We start from the raw sequence: 19,340 nt of genomic DNA on the forward strand, positions 1-19,340 counted from the left end.
TTCCTAGTCCCCGCCGCCGTCGGTGGCAACCAGCCGCCGCAGCGCTGGGAATACGTTGCCCACCTTGCCCAGCAGGTACCGCCCGTAGCTGCCGGTGAACTCGTGCACGCTCGCGTTGTCCCAACGGGTGTCCCGGTCTTCGGCGAGGGCGCCCTGCCCGACCGGACGCACGTCAGCATCCCGGGCGGAGTCGAAGAACAGCGGCCGGCAATGGCGCGAGGCTGATGACCGGGATGCCCTGCACGGCCTCAGTCTTTCGTCCACAGCGAGGGCCACGCGATGCCCAGCTCGGCGAGCAGGCGGCGCAGCAGCGGCAGGGAAACGCCGACGACGTTGTGGTGGTCGCCGTCGATGCGCTCAACGAATGCCCCGCCCAGGCCGTCGACGGTGAAGGCGCCCGCGACCCACAGCGGTTCCCCGGTGGCGACGTACGCGTCGATCTCGGCGTTGCTGACGTCGGCGAAATACACGGTGGTGGAGGCGACCTCGCCGACCCGGCGGCCGGTGGCGGGCTGGATGACGCAGTGGCCGGTGTGCAGGATGCCGGCACGGCCGCGCATGGCCTGCCAGCGCGCCCGGGCCACGTCCGGAGTTACCGGCTTGCCCAGCGCCCGCCCGTCGAGCTCGAGCAGCGAGTCGCAGCCGAGCACCACGGCGCCCTCGGAATCGGCGAGGCGGCCGGCTACCGCGGCGGCCTTGAGCTCGGCCAACCGCTGCGCAGTGGCCGCCGGGGTCGGTTCGGTGATGCCGTCCTCGGCGACGTCGCTGACGATCACCTCGGGATCCATCCCCGCCGCGCGCAACGTGGCCAGCCGGGCCGGGGAAGCCGAGGCGAGGACGAATCGCGGGCGCGGGCTCACGCGGGCATTCTCGCGGGCCGCGGGTTTGTCAGGATGGGGGTATGCCCCACTACCGAGTCGGCGGTGAGATCCCGCCCAAGCGGCACACCCAGTTTCGCCGGCCCGACGGCAGGCTGTATCACGAGGAGTTGATGGGCGCCGAGGGCTTCTCCTCGGACTCCACGCTGCTCTATCACGCCGAGGTGCCCTCGGCGGTGGTGGCGAGCCGACCGTGGGAGCTGCCCGAGCAGTGCACGGCGCCCAACCATCCGCTGCGGCCGCGGCACCTGCGGTTGCATCTGCTGGGCGGGGACGGGGCCGATGCAGTGACGGGCCGTCAGCTGGTGCTGGGCAATGGCGACGTGCGGATCTGCTACGCCGTGGCGTGCGTGGCCTCGCCGCTGTATCGCAACGCGATCGGCGACGAGTGCGTGTTCGTCGAGTCCGGGACGGCGACGGTGGAGACGGTGTTCGGCGCGATCGAGGCCGCGACCGGGGACTACCTGGTGATTCCGCGCGGGACCACCCACCGGTGGGTGCCGAGGGGGCCGGAGCCGCTGCGGCTGTACGCGATCGAGGCCAACTCGCACATCACCCCGCCCAAGCGGTACCTGTCCGCCCGCGGGCAGTTCCTGGAGCACTCGCCGTACTGCGAGCGGGATCTGCGCGCGCCGGGTCCGCCGCTGCAGGTGGAGGGCAACGACGTCGAGGTGTACGTGAAGCACCGCGGCAGCACGGGTCTGATGGGCAGCCTGGTCACCCAGGCCGGCCACCCCTTCGACGTCGTCGGCTGGGACGGCTGCCTGTATCCGTATGCGTTCAACGTCGCGGACTTCGAGCCGATCACCGGGCGGGTGCACCAACCGCCGCCAGTGCATCAGGTGTTCGAGGGCGACAACTTCGTGGTGTGCAACTTCGTGCCACGCAAGGTGGACTATCACCCGCTGGCCGTGCCGGTGCCCTACTACCACTCGAACACCGATTCCGACGAGGTCATGTTCTACGTGGCCGGGAATTACGAGGCCCGCAAGGGATCCGGGATCGCGGTGGGCTCGGTGTCGCTGCACCCCGGTGGGCATGCCCACGGCCCGCAACCCGGTGCCGCGGAGGCCTCGTTGGGGGCAGAGCGGTTCGACGAACTCGCGGTTATGGTGGACACCTTCCGTCCGTTGGAGTTGGGTGTGGCGGCAACCGCGTGTGAGGACCCGGATTACGCGTGGTCCTGGGCGGGGCGCCGGTTGTGAGCGAGCGCAAGGAGCTGGTCAGCTCACTGCTGACGACCTCGCTGGACAAGGCTCTCGGCGCGCAGGCGCCATTGGCCAAGGCGTACGTCCGCCGCGAGCAGCCCAACGCGACGCCGGCGGAGGTGCTCGCCGAGGCTGAGCGGCGTTTCCTCAACATCGTCACCACCATCGGCGCCGCGGCCGGCGCGTCGGCCGCCGTACCCGGTGTGGGCACCGCCGCCGGGCTGGTCGCCAACCTCGCCGAGGTCGGCGCATTCGTGGAGGCCAACGTGTTCTTCGTGCTGATCGTCGCGGAGATCCACGGCCTGCTGCCCGACGATCCCGAGACGCGCCGCGCGCTGGTGCTCGCGTCGTTGCTGGGGGATGTGTCGACGTTGCTCATCCGGGAGGTCGGTGGTCCCGCGCAGCACTGGGCCCGGCAGATCGTGGAACGCATGCCCAGCGGGGTGCTCGGTCCCACGAACCAAGCACTCGGCCGTAAGTTCCTCACCCGCTGGGGTGCCCGGCAGGGCGCGCTGGTGTTGGGGCGGGAACTCCCGATGCTGATCGGCGCGGGCATCGGGGGTGCGGGCAACCGGGCGCTGGCGAGGGCCACGGTGAAGGGGACCCGGGAGGTCTTCGGCCCGCCGCCGGATGAGTGGGGCGTGTTCAAGGTGACATCGCTTCAGTAGCCCGGTATCTGCACGGGCTATTCGTTCGCCCGCATCGGTCAAACGGGCCGGTACTCGATGGGCCGTTCGCCCGGGAATCCCGGCGATCGACCGATTTCGAGGCCCCCCAGCAACGCGCACTCCGGTGAGGGCGTCAGAAGATCAGGTGGCTTTCGAGGGAGTTGTGTTGAGAGGCCTGTGTTCTGACCGCGAGGTCACAGGGCTGCTGTTTGGCGCCCACCTCGACATGACCGACGGCATCACGGGTGTCGAGCGGGGCATCGAACTGCGGGGCATGGTGGCTCGTCCGGCGACGAACCGGCTGGCGCGTCCGCGTGCCCACCGGTTCCGTCTGCTCGTTCCCGAGGCCAGTGCGATCGAACTGGAGGACGGCGTGGGCGTCATGGTGTTCGGCAAGGTGGTCCACGACCTGCGGGCGCAAACGCTCACGGTGTCCGGGCCGCTGCCGGTGGTGATCCGCGTCTTCACCACCGCCGATGAATTCGACCTCGAGGTCGAGGACAAGAGCGCGGGTCGCTGGCGCGATCTGTTCTGACCGCGACGCGGCTGCCTGGCGTGACCAACGTCTGGGCGACTGCACGGCGCCACCCCCGTCCCGACCAACGAACCGGACCGGGGGAGCCCCGCAGGCATCAGCAGCGCCAGGCGCTCGCCCGCCACGCGCCGGCGCCCGGACGCACCGGCCTGCGCAGCAGTGGCTCGCGGTTCCGCCACGCGGAGGGCACCTCGGGTTCGGACTTCACCGGCGCGCCGGAACGTGCAGCTACCACCGCGAGCAGCGCGGCGAGTTCCTCGTCGCTCGGCTCGCCGCGCACAATGCGCAGCACAGGGTGCCCACTTGGGCCCGTGGGACTCACAGCGGAATGTTGCCGTGCTTGCGCGGCAGCGACGTCTCGCGCTTGTTGCGCAACGTGCGCAGCGCCCGGATGACCTGACCCCGGGTCTGCGACGGCTCGATCACCGCGTCCACGTAGCCACGCTCGGCGGCGATGTAGGGGTTGGCGAGGTGGTCCTCGTACTCGGTGATCAGCTCCTTGCGGCGGGACTCCGGGTCAGCGGACTCCGCCAGGTCCTTGCGGTACAGGATGTTCACCGCGCCCTGCGCTCCCATCACCGCGATCTGCGCGGTCGGCCAGGCGAAGTTCAGGTCCGCGCCCAGGTGCTTGGAACCCATGACGTCGTACGCGCCGCCGTAGGCCTTGCGGGTGATCACCGTGACCTTGGGCACGGTGGCCTCGACGTAGGCGTAGATCAGCTTCGCGCCGCGGCGGATGATGCCGTCCCACTCCTGCGAGGTGCCCGGCAGGAAGCCCGGCACGTCGACGAAGGTCAGGATCGGCACGTTGAACGCGTCGCAGGTGCGCACGAAGCGCGCGGCCTTCTCCGAGGCGTTGATGTCCAGGCAACCGGCGAACTGCATGGGCTGGTTGGCCACCACGCCGACGGCGTGCCCGTCCACCCGGCCGAACCCGATGATGACGTTCGGCGCGTACAGCGGCTGCACCTCGAGGAACTCGCCGTCGTCGAGCACCTTCTCGAAGACCGAGTGCATGTCGTAGGGGGTGTTCGCCGAGTCCGGGATGAGTGTGTCCAGCGCCCGGTCCTCGTCGTTCACCTCGAGGTCGGTGGCCGCGTCGAAGACCGGCGGATCCTCCAGGTTGTTGCTGGGCAGGTAGGACAGGATCGCCTTGACGTACTCCAGGGCGTCCTGTTCGTCCGCGCCCATGTAGTGCGCGTTGCCGCTCTTGGTGTTGTGCGCGCGCGCACCGCCGAGGTCCTCGAAGCTGACCGTCTCCCCGGTCACGGTCTTGATCACCTCCGGGCCGGTGATGAACATGTGGGAGGTCTGGTCGACCATCACCACGAAGTCGGTGATCGCGGGGGAGTAGACGTGCCCGCCGGCGCAGGTGCCCATGATCAGCGAGATCTGCGGGACCACGCCGGAAGCCTTCACGTTGCGCGTGAAGATCTCGCCGTAGAGGCCGAGGGAGGCCACGCCCTCCTGGATCCGGGCACCGGCGCCCTCGTTGATGCCGATGATCGGGCACCCGGTCTTGATCGCCAGGTCCATGATTTTGACGATCTTCTCGCCGTACACCTCGCCCAGCGAGCCGCCGAAAACCCCGAAGTCCTGGGAGAACACGCACACCTGGCGGCCGTCGATGGTGCCGTAGCCGGTGACCACGCCGTCGCCGTACGGCCGGTTGCGCTCCAGCCCGAACGCCGTCGAGCGGTGCCGGGCGAACTCGTCCAGTTCCACGAACGAGCCGGAGTCCATCAGCACGGCGATCCGCTCCCGGGCGGTCATCTTGCCCTTGGCGTGCTGCTTCTCCACCGCCTTGGCCGAGGCGGCGTGGATGGCCTCCTCCTGCCGCACCGCCAGCTCGGCAATCTTGCCCGCGGTGGTGTGGATGTCGATGTCGTGCGAATCCGGCGGGGAGTCGGGAAGCTCGTCGAGAGCCGGTTCGGCCACGGATCACCTCGGGGAAAGACGGTGCAGAGTCGTTGCGAGCTTATTGAGGGCCCCGTGGCGCGCACCGGGCGCCCCGTGCGCCCCCTACGCTGGCGCTCGTGGCTCTGGACGCCGTGACCCTGCCGGACGGCTGGCAGTTGCAGGTGGTCGTCGAGACCGACTCCACCAATGTGGACCTGCGCGAGGCCGCCAGGGCGGGCACGGCGAGGCCAGGGCAGGTTTTGATCGCGATCCACCAAAGGGCCGGGCGCGGGCGGTTGGATCGGCGCTGGGAGTCCGAGCCGGGCACCGGGCTGACGTTCTCCGTGCTGGTCGACCCGAGCCCGGTGGGCGTGGCGTTGTGGGGGTGGTTGCCGCTGCTCGCCGGCCTGGCGATGGCCGAGGGCGCGGGCGCCGCCGCCGGTGTTCGGCTGCGGGTGAAGTGGCCCAACGACGTGCAGTCACCCGACGGTCGCAAGGTCGCCGGGATCCTGTCCGAGCGGGTGGACACGGCCGAGGGGCCGCGCGCGGTGGTCGGCATCGGGCTGAACGTCAGCAGCACGCCGGAGCAGCTACCCGTGCCCACCGCCGGGTCGCTGGCCATGGCCGGGGGCACGGTGGATGACCCCGGCGCGATCCTGAGCGCGGTGCTGGCCCGCCTGGACGCGCGGCTGGCCGCCTGGCGGGCCGCCGAGGGAGACGCCGCGGCGGCGGGTCTGCTGGACGCCTACGCCGCGGCCAGCGTCACGTTGGGTGCCGACGTCACCGTCACCCTGCCCGGCGGTGAGGCGGTGCTCGGCAACGCGTTGCGCATCGACCCGGACGGCTCCCTGGTGCTGCGCACGGTCGACGGCGAACGCACTATCTCGGCCGGGGACGTCGGCTGAGTGCGCCGCGGTCGGCTGAACCTCGGCGAGGGTGAGCAGTACGCGCTGCGGCTGCGTCGGCACTGCTACACATTGGCCGGCCCGGCGCTCGTGCTGCTGATCTGCGCCGGCGGCGGCGCCTTCCTGATCGGGACGGTCCCGGACACCGGCGGCCACCACCTGCTGCGGGTGCTGATCAGCGGCGCCATCGCCCTGGTCGGGCTGCGCTGGGCGGTGTGGCCGTTCCTCGTCTGGTACGCCACCAGCTGGCTGTTCACCAACCGGCGGCTGATCGTCTGCGAGGGCGTGCTGTCCAAGCGCGGCATCGACGTGCCGCTCGGGCGGGTCACCGGGGTGGGCAGCACCCGCAGCCTGCTGCAGCGCCTGTGCGGGGCCGGGCGGTTGTCCATCGTGTTCGCCGGCGGCTACGCCGCGGAGCTCTACCCGGCCGGCCAACCCGGCCACGGACTGCTGGTTATCGACGACCTGCCGCTGCTCAATGAGGTGCAGCCACTGCTCGCGTACCTGGTGGACAGCGCGCCCCGGATCGCCTTCCTGCCCCCCGCCGCACCCCCGCCCGGCCCCGACCCCGCGCTGCCCGACCTGTACTAGAGCGACGTCCACAGGGTTATCCCCGGGGTGTGGACGGGCTCGGCCAGGGTGAGCGAGCGCCGCGAGTGACAGATGTGCTCTGTCTTGACCAGAGTTTGGGCGCGGCGGACTTGCCACGGCAAAACGCCACGAACTCGCGTTACCGCGTCCGAGGGGACTTTGCGTTTTACCATTCGGCCATGACCCGTCTGCTGCTTGCCGAAGATGACGTCGCCATTTCCGAGCCGTTGGCCCGTGCACTGCGCCGCGAGGGCTACGCGGTGGAGGTGAGAGCCGATGGCGTTCAGGCACTGGAACGGGCCCGCCAGGGCGGTATCGATCTGGTCGTGCTGGACATCGGGCTGCCCGGCCTGGACGGCCTGGAGGTGTGCCGACGCCTGCGCGGGGACGGCCAGGTGATCCCGGTGTTGGTGCTCACCGCGCGTGCCGACGAGGTGGACACCGTGGTCGGTCTGGACGCCGGTGCCGACGACTACGTGACCAAGCCGTTCCGGCTGGCCGAGCTGCTCGCCCGGGTCCGCGCGCTGCTGCGCCGCGGCGCCCCGGAGGTCGGCCACGGCATCCGCGGCGTGCGCATCGACATCGAGTCGCACCGCGCCTGGATGGGCGACACCGAGCTCCAGCTCACCGCCAAGGAGTTCGACCTGCTGCGCGTGCTGATCCGCGACGCCGGTCGCGTGGTCACCCGTGACCAGCTCATGCGCGAGGTCTGGGACACCACTTGGTGGACCTCCACCAAGACCCTGGACATGCACATCTCCTGGCTGCGTAAGAAGCTCGGCGACGACGCCACCAACCCGCGATACATCACCACCGTGCGTGGCGTCGGGTTCCGCTTCGAGCGCGAGTAGGAGCCATTCGCGGCGGGGGACACGTAATTCATGGGTAGGCGCCTGGTCGTCTCCACCCTTTCGGTGGTCGTGGTCGTCGTGCTGTTGCTCGGCGTCCCGTTGGGCGTTGCCATGCGCAACGGCATCACCAGCAGCGCCAATGACAGCCTGCGCACCGAGGCCCAGCGGCTGCTCAACACCATCGAGGTGCGCTCGGAGCTGCACGAGCAGATCGACAAGGAATCCCTCGACCGGCTGGTCTCGCGGGACCGCTCCGCCACCGTCGTGCTGGACGACCACCCGGCGCTGACGCTGGGCGCCCCGACGCCCAAGGGCAGCTTGCGCACGCTGACCATCGGCGACACCCGCAACGGTGACCGGGTGACCGTCTCCGAGCCGAGGAGCCGGGTCACCAACCAGGTGCGCAAGGCCTGGCTGCTGATCCTCATCGAGGCGTTCTTCGCGATCGCCACCGCGGGCGCCCTGGCCGCGCTGCAGGCACGCAGCCTGACCCGCCCCCTGATCGAGCTCGCCGAGACCGCCGAGCGGTTCGGTTCGACCGATCCCACCCGACGCCGACATCGGCGCAGCTATGGCCTGCCCGAGGTGGATCGGGTCGCCGACGTCCTGGAGAAACGCGCAGAACGCATCGCGCACATCCTGGCCGGGGAACGCGCCTTCGCGGCCAATGCCAGCCACCAACTGCGCACCCCGCTGACCGCGTTGTCCATGCGGTTGGAGGAGATTGCCATGTCCGACGACCTGGACGTGATGCGCGACGAGGCCAACGTCGCGCTGGGCCAGGTGGAGCGGCTCACCGAGGTCGTCGAGCAACTGCTGACCAGCCACCGCACCCCGCCGGTCGTGGCCGGCGAAACGGTGGAGATCGACAAGATCGTCAGCCAACAGATCGACGAGTGGAGCATGGCGCTGCGCAAGCTGGGCCGCTCCATGCAGCTCGTCGGCGTGCCCGCCCTGACCGCCCGGGCCAACTCCGGCGCCGTGTCCCAGATCCTGGCCACGCTGGTGGAGAACGCGCTGCACCACGGCGGTGGCATGGTGTCCATCCGCACCCGCACCGTCGGCGGCTCGGTGGTCATCGAGGTCACCGACGAGGGCCCCGGCGTCTCCGAGGAACTCGGCCACCGCATCTTCGAGCACGGCATCTCCGGCGGTAGTTCCACCGGCAAGGGCCTGGCCCTGGCCCGCGACCTGGCCCGCGCCGACGGCGCCCGCCTGGAGCTGGTACAGCAACGGCCGGCAGTCTTCGCGTTGTTCCTCGCCGCCCCGGAGTTCCCGACCTGATCCTGGCGGTGCACGCGGAGGTGAAGCGTCGGTGTTCTTCCTGATGGTCGCGGTGATCGCGGTGGTGGTCTTCGGCGTGGCCGCGGTGGCCGCCGGGCACGGCGGGACTCTCGGTCCCGATCGGCCGGTTGCGGCGGCGCCGTTGCGGGACGGCCCGGTCGACGCCGGCGCTTTAGCGGCGGTGTCGTTCCCGGTGGTGGTGCGCGGCTACCGGATGGACGCCGTCGACGCGGTCCTCGACCGGTTGGGAGCCGAACTCGCCGAACGGGACGCGCGCATCGCCGAGTTGACCAGCCCGCCCGCCCCCGCCGCGGACCCCTACGCGTGAGTGATGCGATTGCGGGCCCCGACGGACGGCTGCGCTGCCCCTGGGGACTGAGCACCGCGGACTACATCGCCTACCACGACACCGAGTGGGGCGTGTCGGTGCACGGCGATGACCGGCTCTATGAACGCCTCACCCTGGAGGCCTTCCAGTCCGGCCTGTCCTGGCTGACCATCCTGCGCAAGCGGGAGTCGTTCCGCGCGGCGTTCGCCAACTTCTCCATTCCCGCGGTCGCCGCGTTCAGCGACGACGACACCGTCCGGCTGCTCGCCGATCCCGGCATCGTGCGCAACCGGGCGAAGGTGGCCGCGGCGTTGAACAACGCCCGGGCGGCGGCCGAACTCGGCCCCGGCGGCCTGGACGAGCTGCTCTGGTCGTTCGCCCCGACCGGCAAACGCAAGCGACCCGCGACCTTGGCCGACGTCCCCGCCACCACACCGGAATCCACCGCGATGGCCAAGAACCTGAAGAAGCGGGGCTTCGTCTTCGTCGGCCCGACGACCGCCTACGCGCTCATGCAGGCAACCGGGATGGTCGACGACCACTTGGTCGGTTGCGTCGCCCCGCTCAAGGCCTGACGCAAGATCAGGACGTCGTGCGCCCGGTCTCCTGCTCGTAGGTGAGCTTCGCATCGGAGATGCGGTCCTCCGGGGCGGTGGACGTGGACTGCGGTGCGTCGTTCGTGGCCGGCGGTGCACTGGAGGGCATCGCGGGGTCGTGCTCGTGGATGGCGAAGCCCGCCGAGGTTTCGGTCGCGTCGGGCGTCGCGGTCGCGCTGGGCGTCTGGCTCGGCGTGGCCGACGCGCTCGGCGTGGCGCTGGGCGTCGCGGACGGGCTCGGCGACGGGGACGTCGACGGTGTGGCCGCGACGCCCAGAGGCCCCGGCAGTTGCGGCAACGCGGCCAGAGTGCGGTCGGTGGTCTCGCCGAGGAACAGATCGCCGGGGTTGGGATCGTCGTCCTGCTCGGGCAGCAGTACCTGGGGCCGGCCGGGCAGCATCAGTGGGTGCAGCGCGGCCGGGTCCACGACCTGGAGCAACCGGTCCAGCAGGCCGGTGTGCAGGTGCGAGATGCGGTTATGGGTGCGGTGGTTGTTGAACCGGCCCGAGCCGCTCTCGAACGCGGTCAGGATGTGCCCGCGGTAGAGGGTCATGTTCTCCGGCAGGCTCGGCGTCCACAGGCAGGCGACCGGGGCCTTCCACTGCTTGGGGTCGGTACGCCGAACGATGTTCATCTGCCCGCGGTAATGGCTGTTGGAGGAGATGAACACGAAGTGGTCCTCGGTCACCAGCAGGCCCTGGGTGCGCGGCGGCACCTTCCACGGGCCCTCGACCTGTTGCAGTCGGCCGTTGGCCTGGTTGACGGTGTAGCGGTACATCCGAGTCGGCCGCAAGATCGAGTGCCGCCCGGCCCATACGGAGCCGTTGGGCTCGACGAACATGAAGCCGGTGGATTGGATGGGTTGCGGGCGGCCATCGGCCCGCATGTAGGGCATCTTCCCGTTCTTGGCCACCGTCATCAAACGCCGCAAGCGGGACAACGGGTATTGGCGCACCTTGGCCTGCTTGTAGTGCCCGGCCGTGTCTTGCGCGATCAGCCAGTTGCCGACCACGCCCATGGCCCCCAGGTGTGATGGTGCGATCTTCACCGTGCCGACGTGCTTGCCGGTGATCGGGTCGATGCCGACGAGGTAGGACTTGTGCCCGAGGTGGTACTCGCCGAGCAGGATCAGGGCGTGGCCCTTGCCGTCCCAGTTCCACCAGGTGGCCAGGCCCTGCGGGGAGTACTTGGAGAGGTAGGGCATCACCGGGCCGGGGTGAAACACCTCGTCGTAGAGCCGGGAGACCGACCCACCCTGGTAGCGGGCGCGCTTGGCCGGGCGCTGGCTGCCGTTGCACTTCGGGCCGGGTAGCGCCGGTGGCAGTACCCGCACCGCCGGGGTTGCGCCACTGAGCGGTGCCACGAACGCGCGGGCCCCGGCCGGGATGGCCGCCCCTATCGCCGCCGCCTCGGCGGCCTTGGCGACGGCGCCGTGATATGCCGAGTGATTCGGGCGCACCGCGTCGGCCAGGGTCGCGGGCAGCGAAACGGGCCCGTTGGGAGCGAGGGTGACCAGCGCGAGTCCGCCCAGCAGCGCGAGGGCTGCGTTCCGCGGACGCGGCGACATGACTTCCTCCGGCAGCGGGCGGTCGGCCAGGGTGGGTACCACCGATGGACGCGCGCCCGTGCGCATTCCACCGGGGGATACGCCGGAGTATGGTCGCGCCGGACAAAAACGCCAGGGGCGCGGCTGCAGGATTTACGGAAACCTAACGTGCGATGACCGTGGATCTTCCTTCGGTTTCCGCGATGGGCCCCGAACAGCCCAATCAGAGCAGCTGATCGGTCAGCGAGCGCACCTTGTCCAGCGGGGCGACGTGCACATCGCCCACCCGATTGACTGCCTGGGGATATTTGTGCGAACCGCTCTCGAAGTCGAGTCGCCGGAGTCGAAGTGCCCGGCCCAGACGTGACCGTCGTAGGAGGTCATGAAGCTCGCGCCCGTGCACGAACTGCACGTCGCCGGTCGGCAGCTACCGGCAGGAGTCGAGCATCGACTACTCCAAGTGAGATCCGGCCGAGGGTTGATCTTTATGTGGTTCAGAGAACGTCGATGCCGGGGGAGCCTGATTCGTCAACGCACTCAATGCGGCATACGGGGCGATGTGCAGGTTGGTGACGCGATTCTGTGCCTTCGGGTACAACGCGGAGCCGCTCTCGTAGACCACCAGGACGCGGTCATCCAGCACCGCGAGGCTTTCGCCCATGCTCGGCGTGGCGAAGCACCGACCCAGCGGGCTGATCGACGGTGACCGCTCAACCACGGTCATCGTGCCGGAGCGGGTGCCCAGCGAGCTCTCGAACACGAAACGGTCGTCGGTGACCAGCAGGCCCTGGGTCTGCGCCGGTACCTCGTAGGCCTGGCCCACCGGGGTCAGCACGCCGGTGGAGGACACCGCGTACTGGAACATCCGGTCCGGGCCGTTGGCGTTGTAGTGCCCCGCCCAGAGGTACCCGTCGTGCGTGGCCAGGAAGCTGGCGCCGTAGATCTCCTGAAGATCCGCGGAGTGTGGCACGAACGGTTGCGTGCCGGTCAGGTGCGCCTTCTGGAACGCCACCGCAAGGTCTGCCAGTCGGTAACGGCGAACCCGTTCCGGCCCGCGCCGCGGGCGGTCCTGCGCGATCAGCCAGTCGCCGACCACGGCGAGTCCGCCGAAGTGCGACTCCTCGGTGGTCACCGTGGCGTAGGGCAGCCCGGTGTCCGGGTCCAGCGCAACCAGGTACGACGGTGAACCCAGGCGGTACATGCCGATCAGCAACAGCTTGTGGTGCAGGCCGTCCCAGTCCGGCCAGACCACCATGCCCTGCGGGGTGTGCGTGGACAGGAAGGGGATCGCGAAGGACTGGCGGAACGTCTCGTCGTAGACGTAGGAGGCGGACGGCCCCGGGTAGAACCGGGAGCTGTTGGTGCTCGGCGCGTCCGCGCACACCGAGGAGTCGGGCAACCGGCTCAACGCGATCGGGTGGGCGGCGAACGCAGCGGCGGTCGCCGACGCCTCGTCGGTCGTGGCGCCGGAGGAGGAGGCCGCGGCCACCACGGCGACGGTCACACTCGCCGCGCCCATCGCGGCGGCCTTGCGGGGCGGTGAGGAACGTCGGCGGCGGTGCTGGGGGACGCGGCGGTGCCGACCGGAAGCAGATGACATGGCAGACCGCCCCCCAGTCCTCGACCGCGGCCGTTCCACGGTGGTGCTCCGGACGTTAGTGATCAGGCAGCGGCCGGCAAGACGCGCTGCTCCGATCGGGTGCGCCGGGTTTCGACCGGTGCGCCCGGGTCACCTTTGCGCGGTGCGTTCCGACATGCCGCTGTCCCCGGTCGGGTTGGCCAACGTGCTCAGCGTCGCGTACGGCGCCTCGTGCATGTGCGTCACATGGTTGGCCGATTTCGGGAACCGGTAGGACCCGCTCTCATAGACCACCAGGACCTGACCGTTGTCGTACACCGCGCCCTCGCCCAGCGAGGGCGCGCCGAAGCACAGGCCGGGTGCGCCGGACAAGTAGTGGTTCTGGGCGGTGACGGTCACGAAACCGGGCTCGTCACCGTTCACGTTGTGGCTCATGAAGATGAACCGGTCCGCGGTGACCACCAAGCCGTCGGTGAACGCCGGCACCTGCCACGCGTCGCCGACCTGGGTGAGCACGCCGTCGCTGGAGACCGAGTACTGGTACATCCTGTCGACGGTCCCCCCGTGGTGCCCGGCCCACAGGTAGCCGTCGTAGGAGGACATGAAGCTGGCGTTGTAGACCGGCTGCGTGCCACCCCAGCGCTTCACGTATGGCTTGCTGCCGTCGGTGTGCGACTGCTCGAAGGCCGCAGCCAGGTCGACCAGGCGGTACTTGCGCACGCTCTCCCCGCCCCACTGGGCCTGGTCCTGGGCGAACAGCCAGTCGCCGACCACCGCGATGCCGCCGAGGTGGGCCTCCAGCACCCGGATGGTGCCGTAGACCGAACCGTTGGACGGGTCCAAGCCGACCAGGTAGGAGTCGTGGTTCTTCTGGTACATGCCGATGACCACGAGGCTGGCGCCGTCGTTGAACCAGCGCGGCCAGACCGCCATGCCCTGCGGGGTGTAGTCCTCCGACAGGTAGGGGACCGCGAAGGTCGCCTTGAACAGCGAGTCGTACAGCGCCGACCCGGAGGGGCCGGGGTAGAAGGTCTTGAGGCCCTGTCCGGTGATGTCACAGATGCGCTCGGTGGGCAGCGGGAGGTTGGCCGGACGATTCTGATCGGCCGCGGCCGGCTGCGGCTCGGAATCGACGGTGGACGGGTTGGCCTGAGCCCCGCTCGGGCCGCCGGCGGTCGGGCCGGCGGACAGCGGGACGCTGATCTGCGCGACCGGCGCCACGGCCTGCGCGGACCCCATCGGATGCAAGGCCATGCCAAAGCCGGTGACGGCCGCTGTGGCCACCACCGCCATTCCCAAACGTCGCATTGCGCTCATTCCGCCCCTTTGAGCACATGTCACCACATGTGTATTGCAAGGGACTCAGAGTAAGTCTCGATCGGCCAATGTCGTCGTTCTTGGTGACATGGGTGCCCCGGGTTGAGAGCAATTTTTCCCACCGCGGCATTTACCCAGGTCAGCGGCCTTTGAGACGTCTTGACCCGATCAGCGCGGCGGCGGATTCAGCAACGCGGCGAGTTTGGCGTACGGCGCGATGTGCAGGTTGGCCACCCGGTTCACCGCGTCCGGGTAGCGGGCCGAGCCGCTCTCGAACGTGACGAAGACCTGGTCCCCGTTGAGCACCATGCCCTCGGTCATGCTCGGCGTGCGGAAGCACCGGCCATGTCCGTCGGCCAGGTGGTGGGTCTTCATGGTCACCGTCATGTCCGACTGCTGGGTACCCGAGGCGCTGCTGAAGATGAAGCGGTCCGCGGTGACCACCAGACCGTCGATCTTCGGCGGCACCTCCCAGGGGTCACCGAGTTGGGTCAGGGTGCCGTCCTCGGCGACCGAGTACTCGTACATTTGGTCGATTCCGGCGCCGTGGTGCCCGGCCCAGAGGTGGCCGTCGTAGGAGGCCATGAAGCTGGCGAAGTAGACCCGCTGCAGTGCGCCGAAGCGCTGTACGAACGGCTTGCTGCCGTCGGCCCGGGACTGCTCGAAGGCCGCCGCCAGGTCCTGCAGGCGGTACTTGCGGACCTGCTCCCCGCCGTCCTGGGCCTCGTGCTGGGCGATCAGCCAGTTACCGACGATGGCGATGCCACCGAAGTGGGCCGCCTCGGTGCGCACGGTGCCGAACACCCCGCCGGTGGTTGGGTCGACCCCGACCAGGTAGGAGTCGCCGTCGGAGTACATGCCGATCACCAGCAGGGGCGTGCCGTCGCTGAACCACTTCGGCCACAGCGTCATGCCCTGCGGGGTGAGGTCGGGCAGGTAGGGGATCGGGTAGGACTTGCTGAACGTCTGGTCGTAGACGTAGGACGCGGACGGGCCCGGATAGAACGGGCCGTTCTGCGTCACGGTCTGGGTCGCGCAGGGCAGCGGCGTCCACTGGGCGCGGGTGGGCGGCGGGGCGGCGAACGGCACTGCCAGCGCGGGCACGGTGAGCGGCGCCCCCGTGCGCGGCACGGACGCGGGCGGCTGCGGGTCGGTCTGCGCAGCGGCGGCAGAAACCGGCGGACGGACCACGATGCTCAACGCGGCGAGAACCGCCGCGGCCAGCGCCATGCCCGTCAACCGACGTGTGTTGCGCACTACTGCCCCCCCGAGCGGTAGTTACACCAAGTGGCACAATGTGTGCTCAGCGTAATTAGCTGGACGTGAAGCGCACAGCAACCACGCCCGGATGACTCCATTCGGGGGATTGATTCTCAGGTTGCGGCCGGCCGGCGTTCATGAATCGGCAGCCTCGGGCGCGCCGAAGGGGGGTCCGCCGCGCGCGGTCGACGGGGCGATCCCCGATAATGGTTCCGCGCGCACAGGCACAGGAGAGGAGCTGAGCATGGCGGCCATGAAGCCGCGGACCGGTGACGGACCGCTCGAGGTCACCAAGGAAGGTCGCGGCATCGTCATGCGGGTTCCGTTGGAGGGTGGCGGCCGACTGGTGGTCGAGCTCTCCGCCGACGAGGCAGGTGCTCTCGGGGAGGCCCTCCAGGGCGTGGTCGCCTGACCAGCGGCGGCCAGAAACATCGTGAGGCTGGGATCGTGACCTCGATGACGCTGGCCACCGGCCGGCCCCTGCTCGGTGACGGTGCCGAGGTATTCGCCCTGCCCATCGCCCTCGGTGCCGACGGCCCGCAGGCCGGTCCGGGTGTCGCCGAGGTGGGCAAGGCGCTGGGGCTGGACCTGACCGCGTTGGCGGCCCGCGAAAAGGCCACCGGCGCGGTCGGTGACGTCGTGTCAATACCGATCCCGGCCGGGTCCGGCCCAGAACAGCTGCTGCTGGTCGGCGTGGGCGCGGGCGGGGTCACCGAGCTGCGTCGGGCGGGCGCCGCCGTGGCCCGGCGCGTCCGCACCCGCAAGAAGCTGTCCACCACGCTGGGCATGTCGGTGACCCCGGACGGTTTGCGAGCGCTGGTGGAGGGCCTCGCGCTGGGGTCGTACAGCTACGGGCTGCGCAGCGGGCCGGCCAAGCAAGAGGCGGTCGGTGCGGTCACCCTGCACGTCAAGGGCAACGACAAGGCGGTCACCGCGGCCGGCGAGGCGCTGGACCGCGGACAGGTGACCGCAACCGCGGTGTGCCTGGCCAGGGACCTGGCGAACACCCCCTCGGCAAAGAAGACCCCGGCCTGGCTGGCCGAGCAGGCCGCCACGATGGCCAAGAAGGCCGGGCTGGGCGTGCAGATCTTCCAGCCCGAGCAGCTGGCGAAACAGGGCTTCGGTGGATTGCTGGCGGTGGGCGCCGGGGCCGCGGCTCGCCGGGGGCCGCGGTTTGTCCAGCTGACTTATGTTCCGGACGGCGCCGCGAAGACGCCGCACATCGTGTTGGTCGGCAAGGGCATCACGTTTGACTCCGGCGGCCTGTCGCTCAAGCCCAATGACGGCATGGTGGCGATGAAGGCCGACATGGCCGGTGGGGCCGCGGTGATCGGGGCGATGAGCGCGCTGCGCGCGCTGGACATCCCGGTCCGGGTGACCGGCCTGGTGGCCGCCGCGGAGAACATGCCGTCCGGATCGGCCTATCGTCCGGGCGACGTGATCCGGCACTACGGCGGGCGCACCGTGGAGGTGCTCAACACCGACGCCGAGGGGCGGTTGGTGCTGGCCGACGCGCTGGCCTATGCGGACGCGAAGCTGGACCCGGACCTGGTGGTGGATCTCGCCACGTTGACCGGGGCCGCCACGCTCGCGCTGACCCGACGCATCGGGGCACTGTTCAGCAACGACGAGCGGCTGGCCGGTGCGCTGTTGGCAGCTGCGGAGACCTCCGGTGATCGACTGTGGCGGTTGCCGTTGACCGAGGACTACCGCCGGGCGCTGGACTCGCCGGTGGCCGACCTCGCGCACGTGCCGCGCGACCGCAAGGTGCAGGGCGGCGCGATCACCGCCGCGTTGTTCCTGCGCGAGTTCGCCGGCGCCCGCCGCTGGGCGCACATCGACATGGCGGGCCCGGGCAAGATCGACGCCGACGAGCACGAGAACACCAAGGGCGGCACCGGTTACGGCGTCCGCCTGCTGCTGCGCTGGCTGGAGTCCTACCGCCGCTAGTCAGCGGGCGGGGCGCTTGGCGCCGGCCAGGATGCCGTTGCCGATGGGCAGCAGCACCGCGGCGAACTGCTCGCTGTCCAAAAGCGCCCGACCCAGGTCGCGAACGGCGGCCGAGCGCGGGTCGGACTCCCGCAGCACGGCGCGCTGGCCGTCGGCGAAGGCCACCACACCGCCCACGCGCAGCAGGCGCGGGGCCTCGCGTAGGTGCTCGGCGTACTCGGTCGGATCGCCGCTGACCCACATCAGGTCGTAACCGCCATCGGTCAGCCGGGGCAGCACGTCGGCGGCGTGACCGGCGATCAACCGGGTGCGGTTGCCGGGCAGGCCCGCGTCCGCGAAGGCCTGCTTGGCCGCTCGCTGGTGCTCCGGATCGGCATCCACCGACGTCAGCACCCCGTCCGGGCGCATGCCGCGCAACATCCATAACGCGGACACCCCGGCACCGGTGCCGATCTCGATCACCGAGTGCGCATCGAGCAGGGCGGCCAGGAACCGCAGTGCCGCCCCGGTGCTGGGGCTGGGCACGGTCACGCCCAGCGCGTCGGCCCGGGCGCGGGCAGCGCGCAGCACCTCGTCCTCGGGGACGAAGCCGTCGCTGTCGGTGGTCTGCATCTGCACAAGGATCTCGGACACGGTCATCTGTCGCCTCCGAGCAGCAGCCTATTGGCGCGACACCGGGAACTTTGCCGACCCGCCGCGCGTTTCCCACAGCAGGTTGAGACAGAGGCCATAGCCGTTGCACAGGGAGCGGCACAAGGTTGGGATACATGAGGACACTGCAGGTGGACCAGGTCCCGCTGCCGGCCGCCGCTGAATGGACGCCCCCCTCGTGGGAGGAAATTGTCCGCACCCACTCCGCCCGGGTCTACCGACTCGCCTACCGCTTGACGGGCGATCAGCACGACGCCGAGGACCTCACCCAGGAGGTCTTCGTCCGTGTGTTCCGGTCGCTGTCCAGCTATACGCCCGGCACGTTCGAGGGCTGGTTGCACCGGATCACCACGAACCTGTTCCTCGACCAGGTCCGCCGCAAGCGCCGAATCCGTTTCGAGGGCTTGGCGGACGACGCGCACGAGCGCCTGCCCGGTCGCGAGCCCAGCCCGGCGCAGGTCTTCGACGATCGTCATCTGGACGCCGACGTTCAGCGTGCCCTGGACGACCTGCCGCTGGAGTTCCGCGTTGCGGTCGTGCTGTGCGACATCGAGGGCCTGTCCTACGAGGAGATCGCGGCCACCCTGGACATCAAGCTCGGCACCGTGCGCAGCCGGGTGCACCGCGGCCGCACCCGGTTGCGGGCGTCGCTGGAGCACCGCGCGCGGCGCCACGAGGTGCCCGCACAGCGTGAGGTAGAGGCGTGACCGAGCAGCCACGTCACCACCTGGGTCACCGCCTGAGCGGTTACCTGGACGGTGAGTTGCCGCGCGGGACCCGGCAACTGGTCTCCGCGCATCTGTCGTTGTGCTCGACCTGTCGGGTGGCCGCGGTCAAGGATTCGCACACCAAGGCGGGGCTACGTGAGCACGGTGCGCCCGCCCCGTCGGACTCGCTGATGAGCTCGCTGTTGTCCATCCCATCCGCTGACGGGCCGTCAGTGTTGGCAGGCGCGGACAAGGGCTTCCCGGTACACACCCCGGCGCATCGCCGCCGACTGCCCGGTGCGCACCTGCTGGCCGCCGGGGTGGCCGGGGTGGCCGCGCTGACCGTCGGCTCCGCGGTGTTGTCCGACGGCTCCATCGCGCACTCGCACGCGGTCCGCCACGCGTCGGTGGGCGGCGGACTGTCGGCCGGGCCGACGATCTCCGACGCCGATGACACCGCGCCGGCGCAGGGCGACGTCTGGGTGCCGGACCCGATCGCACTGCCCACGCTGCCGCACATCGAGGGCGCGGAGTTGGTCCGCGCCCGCTGAGCCTGCCACCCGCAGTTCGCCCGCCGGTCGCGTCCT

General features: G+C 70.1%; 22 protein-coding genes. 13 read left to right on the forward strand and 9 right to left on the reverse strand.

Annotated features, from left to right (window positions below; genetic code table 11):
• Positions 1-3: 3 nt before the first annotated feature.
• Together VGJ14_13280 and VGJ14_13285 are read right to left on the reverse strand one after the other, a co-directional pair.
• Positions 4-171 (reverse strand): hypothetical protein, encoded by a 168-nt coding sequence (locus VGJ14_13280; GenBank protein HEY2833392.1) that lies wholly within the window; start codon positions 169-171, stop codon positions 4-6.
• Positions 172-248: 77 nt separating this feature from the next.
• Positions 249-860, reverse strand: a complete 612-nt coding sequence (locus VGJ14_13285) for a nucleoside triphosphate pyrophosphatase (GenBank protein ID HEY2833393.1) — start codon at positions 858-860, stop codon at positions 249-251.
• Positions 861-901: 41 nt separating this feature from the next.
• Here VGJ14_13285 and VGJ14_13290 point away from each other — a divergent pair, with 41 nt between their 5' ends.
• The 3 genes from VGJ14_13290 to VGJ14_13300 all read left to right on the forward strand — a co-directional run bounded on the left by VGJ14_13290 (position 902) and on the right by VGJ14_13300 (position 3,289).
• Positions 902-2,083, forward strand: coding sequence for a homogentisate 1,2-dioxygenase domain-containing protein (locus VGJ14_13290; protein ID HEY2833394.1), 1,182 nt, complete (start codon positions 902-904; stop codon positions 2,081-2,083).
• Entirely contained in the window at positions 2,080-2,754 is a 675-nt protein-coding gene (locus VGJ14_13295; protein ID HEY2833395.1) for a hypothetical protein, read from the forward strand. Before VGJ14_13290 ends, VGJ14_13295 begins: the two co-directional genes overlap by 4 nt.
• A gap of 145 nt (positions 2,755-2,899) precedes the next feature.
• Positions 2,900-3,289 carry a hypothetical protein gene (locus tag VGJ14_13300; protein HEY2833396.1) on the forward strand — a complete coding sequence of 130 codons (390 nt, stop codon included), beginning with the start codon at positions 2,900-2,902 and terminating at the stop codon, positions 3,287-3,289.
• Positions 3,290-3,386: 97 nt separating this feature from the next.
• On the opposite strand, the gene VGJ14_13305 is transcribed toward VGJ14_13300, so the two are convergent.
• Together VGJ14_13305 and VGJ14_13310 are read right to left on the reverse strand one after the other, a co-directional pair.
• Positions 3,387-3,611, reverse strand: a complete 225-nt coding sequence (locus VGJ14_13305; GenBank protein HEY2833397.1) for an acyl-CoA carboxylase subunit epsilon — start codon at positions 3,609-3,611, stop codon at positions 3,387-3,389.
• Positions 3,608-5,227, reverse strand: coding sequence for an acyl-CoA carboxylase subunit beta (locus tag VGJ14_13310; GenBank protein HEY2833398.1), 1,620 nt, complete (start codon positions 5,225-5,227; stop codon positions 3,608-3,610). The genes VGJ14_13305 and VGJ14_13310 overlap by 4 nt, the downstream gene beginning before the upstream one ends.
• A 98-nt stretch (positions 5,228-5,325) precedes the next feature.
• Here VGJ14_13310 and VGJ14_13315 point away from each other — a divergent pair, with 98 nt between their 5' ends.
• From VGJ14_13315 to VGJ14_13340, 6 genes are all read left to right on the forward strand, one after another.
• Positions 5,326-6,093, forward strand: coding sequence for a biotin--[acetyl-CoA-carboxylase] ligase (locus VGJ14_13315; protein HEY2833399.1), 768 nt, complete (start codon positions 5,326-5,328; stop codon positions 6,091-6,093).
• Entirely contained in the window at positions 6,094-6,684 is a 591-nt protein-coding gene (locus tag VGJ14_13320) for a PH domain-containing protein (GenBank protein ID HEY2833400.1), read from the forward strand.
• 179 nt (positions 6,685-6,863) lie between these two features.
• The gene (locus VGJ14_13325; protein HEY2833401.1) at positions 6,864-7,535 is read left to right on the forward strand and encodes a response regulator transcription factor; all 672 of its coding nucleotides are present in this window, start codon (positions 6,864-6,866) and stop codon (positions 7,533-7,535) included.
• A 30-nt stretch (positions 7,536-7,565) separates the two neighbouring features.
• Complete coding sequence (locus VGJ14_13330; GenBank protein ID HEY2833402.1) at positions 7,566-8,819, forward strand: ATP-binding protein; 1,254 nt, start codon at positions 7,566-7,568, stop codon at positions 8,817-8,819.
• Between the two features lie 31 nt (positions 8,820-8,850).
• Entirely contained in the window at positions 8,851-9,147 is a 297-nt protein-coding gene (locus VGJ14_13335) for a DivIVA domain-containing protein (protein HEY2833403.1), read from the forward strand.
• A complete protein-coding gene (locus tag VGJ14_13340; GenBank protein HEY2833404.1) occupies positions 9,144-9,722 on the forward strand; it encodes a DNA-3-methyladenine glycosylase I in 579 nt (192 codons plus the stop codon). The genes VGJ14_13335 and VGJ14_13340 overlap by 4 nt, the downstream gene beginning before the upstream one ends.
• Positions 9,723-9,729: 7 nt before the next feature.
• On the opposite strand, the gene VGJ14_13345 is transcribed toward VGJ14_13340, so the two are convergent.
• From VGJ14_13345 to VGJ14_13360, 4 genes are all read right to left on the reverse strand, one after another.
• On the reverse strand, positions 9,730-11,376 hold the full coding sequence (locus tag VGJ14_13345; GenBank protein ID HEY2833405.1) for a hypothetical protein: 1,647 nt from the start codon (positions 11,374-11,376) through the stop codon (positions 9,730-9,732).
• A 364-nt stretch (positions 11,377-11,740) separates the two neighbouring features.
• Positions 11,741-12,808, reverse strand: a complete 1,068-nt coding sequence (locus tag VGJ14_13350) for a hypothetical protein (GenBank protein HEY2833406.1) — start codon at positions 12,806-12,808, stop codon at positions 11,741-11,743.
• A gap of 210 nt (positions 12,809-13,018) precedes the next feature.
• Complete coding sequence (locus tag VGJ14_13355; GenBank protein HEY2833407.1) at positions 13,019-14,176, reverse strand: hypothetical protein; 1,158 nt, start codon at positions 14,174-14,176, stop codon at positions 13,019-13,021.
• A gap of 177 nt (positions 14,177-14,353) precedes the next feature.
• Positions 14,354-15,442, reverse strand: a complete 1,089-nt coding sequence (locus VGJ14_13360; protein HEY2833408.1) for a hypothetical protein — start codon at positions 15,440-15,442, stop codon at positions 14,354-14,356.
• Positions 15,443-15,689: 247 nt separating this feature from the next.
• Here VGJ14_13360 and VGJ14_13365 point away from each other — a divergent pair, with 247 nt between their 5' ends.
• The gene (locus VGJ14_13365) at positions 15,690-15,857 is read left to right on the forward strand and encodes a DUF3117 domain-containing protein (protein HEY2833409.1); all 168 of its coding nucleotides are present in this window, start codon (positions 15,690-15,692) and stop codon (positions 15,855-15,857) included.
• 44 nt (positions 15,858-15,901) lie between these two features.
• A complete protein-coding gene (locus VGJ14_13370) occupies positions 15,902-17,395 on the forward strand; it encodes a leucyl aminopeptidase (protein HEY2833410.1) in 1,494 nt (497 codons plus the stop codon).
• Here the strand turns inward: VGJ14_13370 and VGJ14_13375 are convergent, their stop codons facing one another.
• On the reverse strand, positions 17,396-18,034 hold the full coding sequence (locus VGJ14_13375) for a class I SAM-dependent methyltransferase (protein ID HEY2833411.1): 639 nt from the start codon (positions 18,032-18,034) through the stop codon (positions 17,396-17,398).
• Between the two features lie 128 nt (positions 18,035-18,162).
• Between VGJ14_13375 and sigE the strand changes: the two genes are divergently transcribed.
• Positions 18,163-18,753, forward strand: coding sequence for an RNA polymerase sigma factor SigE (sigE, locus tag VGJ14_13380; GenBank protein ID HEY2833412.1), 591 nt, complete (start codon positions 18,163-18,165; stop codon positions 18,751-18,753).
• Positions 18,750-19,304: a zf-HC2 domain-containing protein gene (locus VGJ14_13385; GenBank protein HEY2833413.1), complete on the forward strand. Its 555-nt coding sequence runs from the start codon at positions 18,750-18,752 to the stop codon at positions 19,302-19,304. The genes sigE and VGJ14_13385 overlap by 4 nt, the downstream gene beginning before the upstream one ends.
• Positions 19,305-19,340: the final 36 nt, after the last annotated feature.

Source organism: Sporichthyaceae bacterium (assembly GCA_036493475.1).
Taxonomy (GTDB): domain Bacteria; phylum Actinomycetota; class Actinomycetes; order Sporichthyales; family Sporichthyaceae; genus DASQPJ01.

What these genes read in the sequence shown, in the direction of transcription:
- VGJ14_13370 (HEY2833410.1), top strand. Translation starts at nt 15,902, where the DNA reads ATGACGCTGGCCACCGGCCGGCCCCTGCTCGGTGACGGTGCCGAGGTA.
- VGJ14_13330 (HEY2833402.1), top strand. Translation starts at nt 7,566, where the DNA reads ATGGGTAGGCGCCTGGTCGTCTCCACCCTTTCGGTGGTCGTGGTCGTC.
- VGJ14_13345 (HEY2833405.1), bottom strand. Translation starts at nt 11,376, where the DNA reads ATGCGCACGGGCGCGCGTCCATCGGTGGTACCCACCCTGGCCGACCGC.
- VGJ14_13365 (HEY2833409.1), top strand. Translation starts at nt 15,690, where the DNA reads ATGGCGGCCATGAAGCCGCGGACCGGTGACGGACCGCTCGAGGTCACC.
- VGJ14_13375 (HEY2833411.1), bottom strand. Translation starts at nt 18,034, where the DNA reads ATGACCGTGTCCGAGATCCTTGTGCAGATGCAGACCACCGACAGCGAC.
- sigE (HEY2833412.1), top strand. Translation starts at nt 18,163, where the DNA reads ATGAGGACACTGCAGGTGGACCAGGTCCCGCTGCCGGCCGCCGCTGAA.
- VGJ14_13290 (HEY2833394.1), top strand. Translation starts at nt 902, where the DNA reads ATGCCCCACTACCGAGTCGGCGGTGAGATCCCGCCCAAGCGGCACACC.
- VGJ14_13350 (HEY2833406.1), bottom strand. Translation starts at nt 12,808, where the DNA reads ATGGGCGCGGCGAGTGTGACCGTCGCCGTGGTGGCCGCGGCCTCCTCC.
- VGJ14_13355 (HEY2833407.1), bottom strand. Translation starts at nt 14,176, where the DNA reads ATGCGACGTTTGGGAATGGCGGTGGTGGCCACAGCGGCCGTCACCGGC.
- VGJ14_13325 (HEY2833401.1), top strand. Translation starts at nt 6,864, where the DNA reads ATGACCCGTCTGCTGCTTGCCGAAGATGACGTCGCCATTTCCGAGCCG.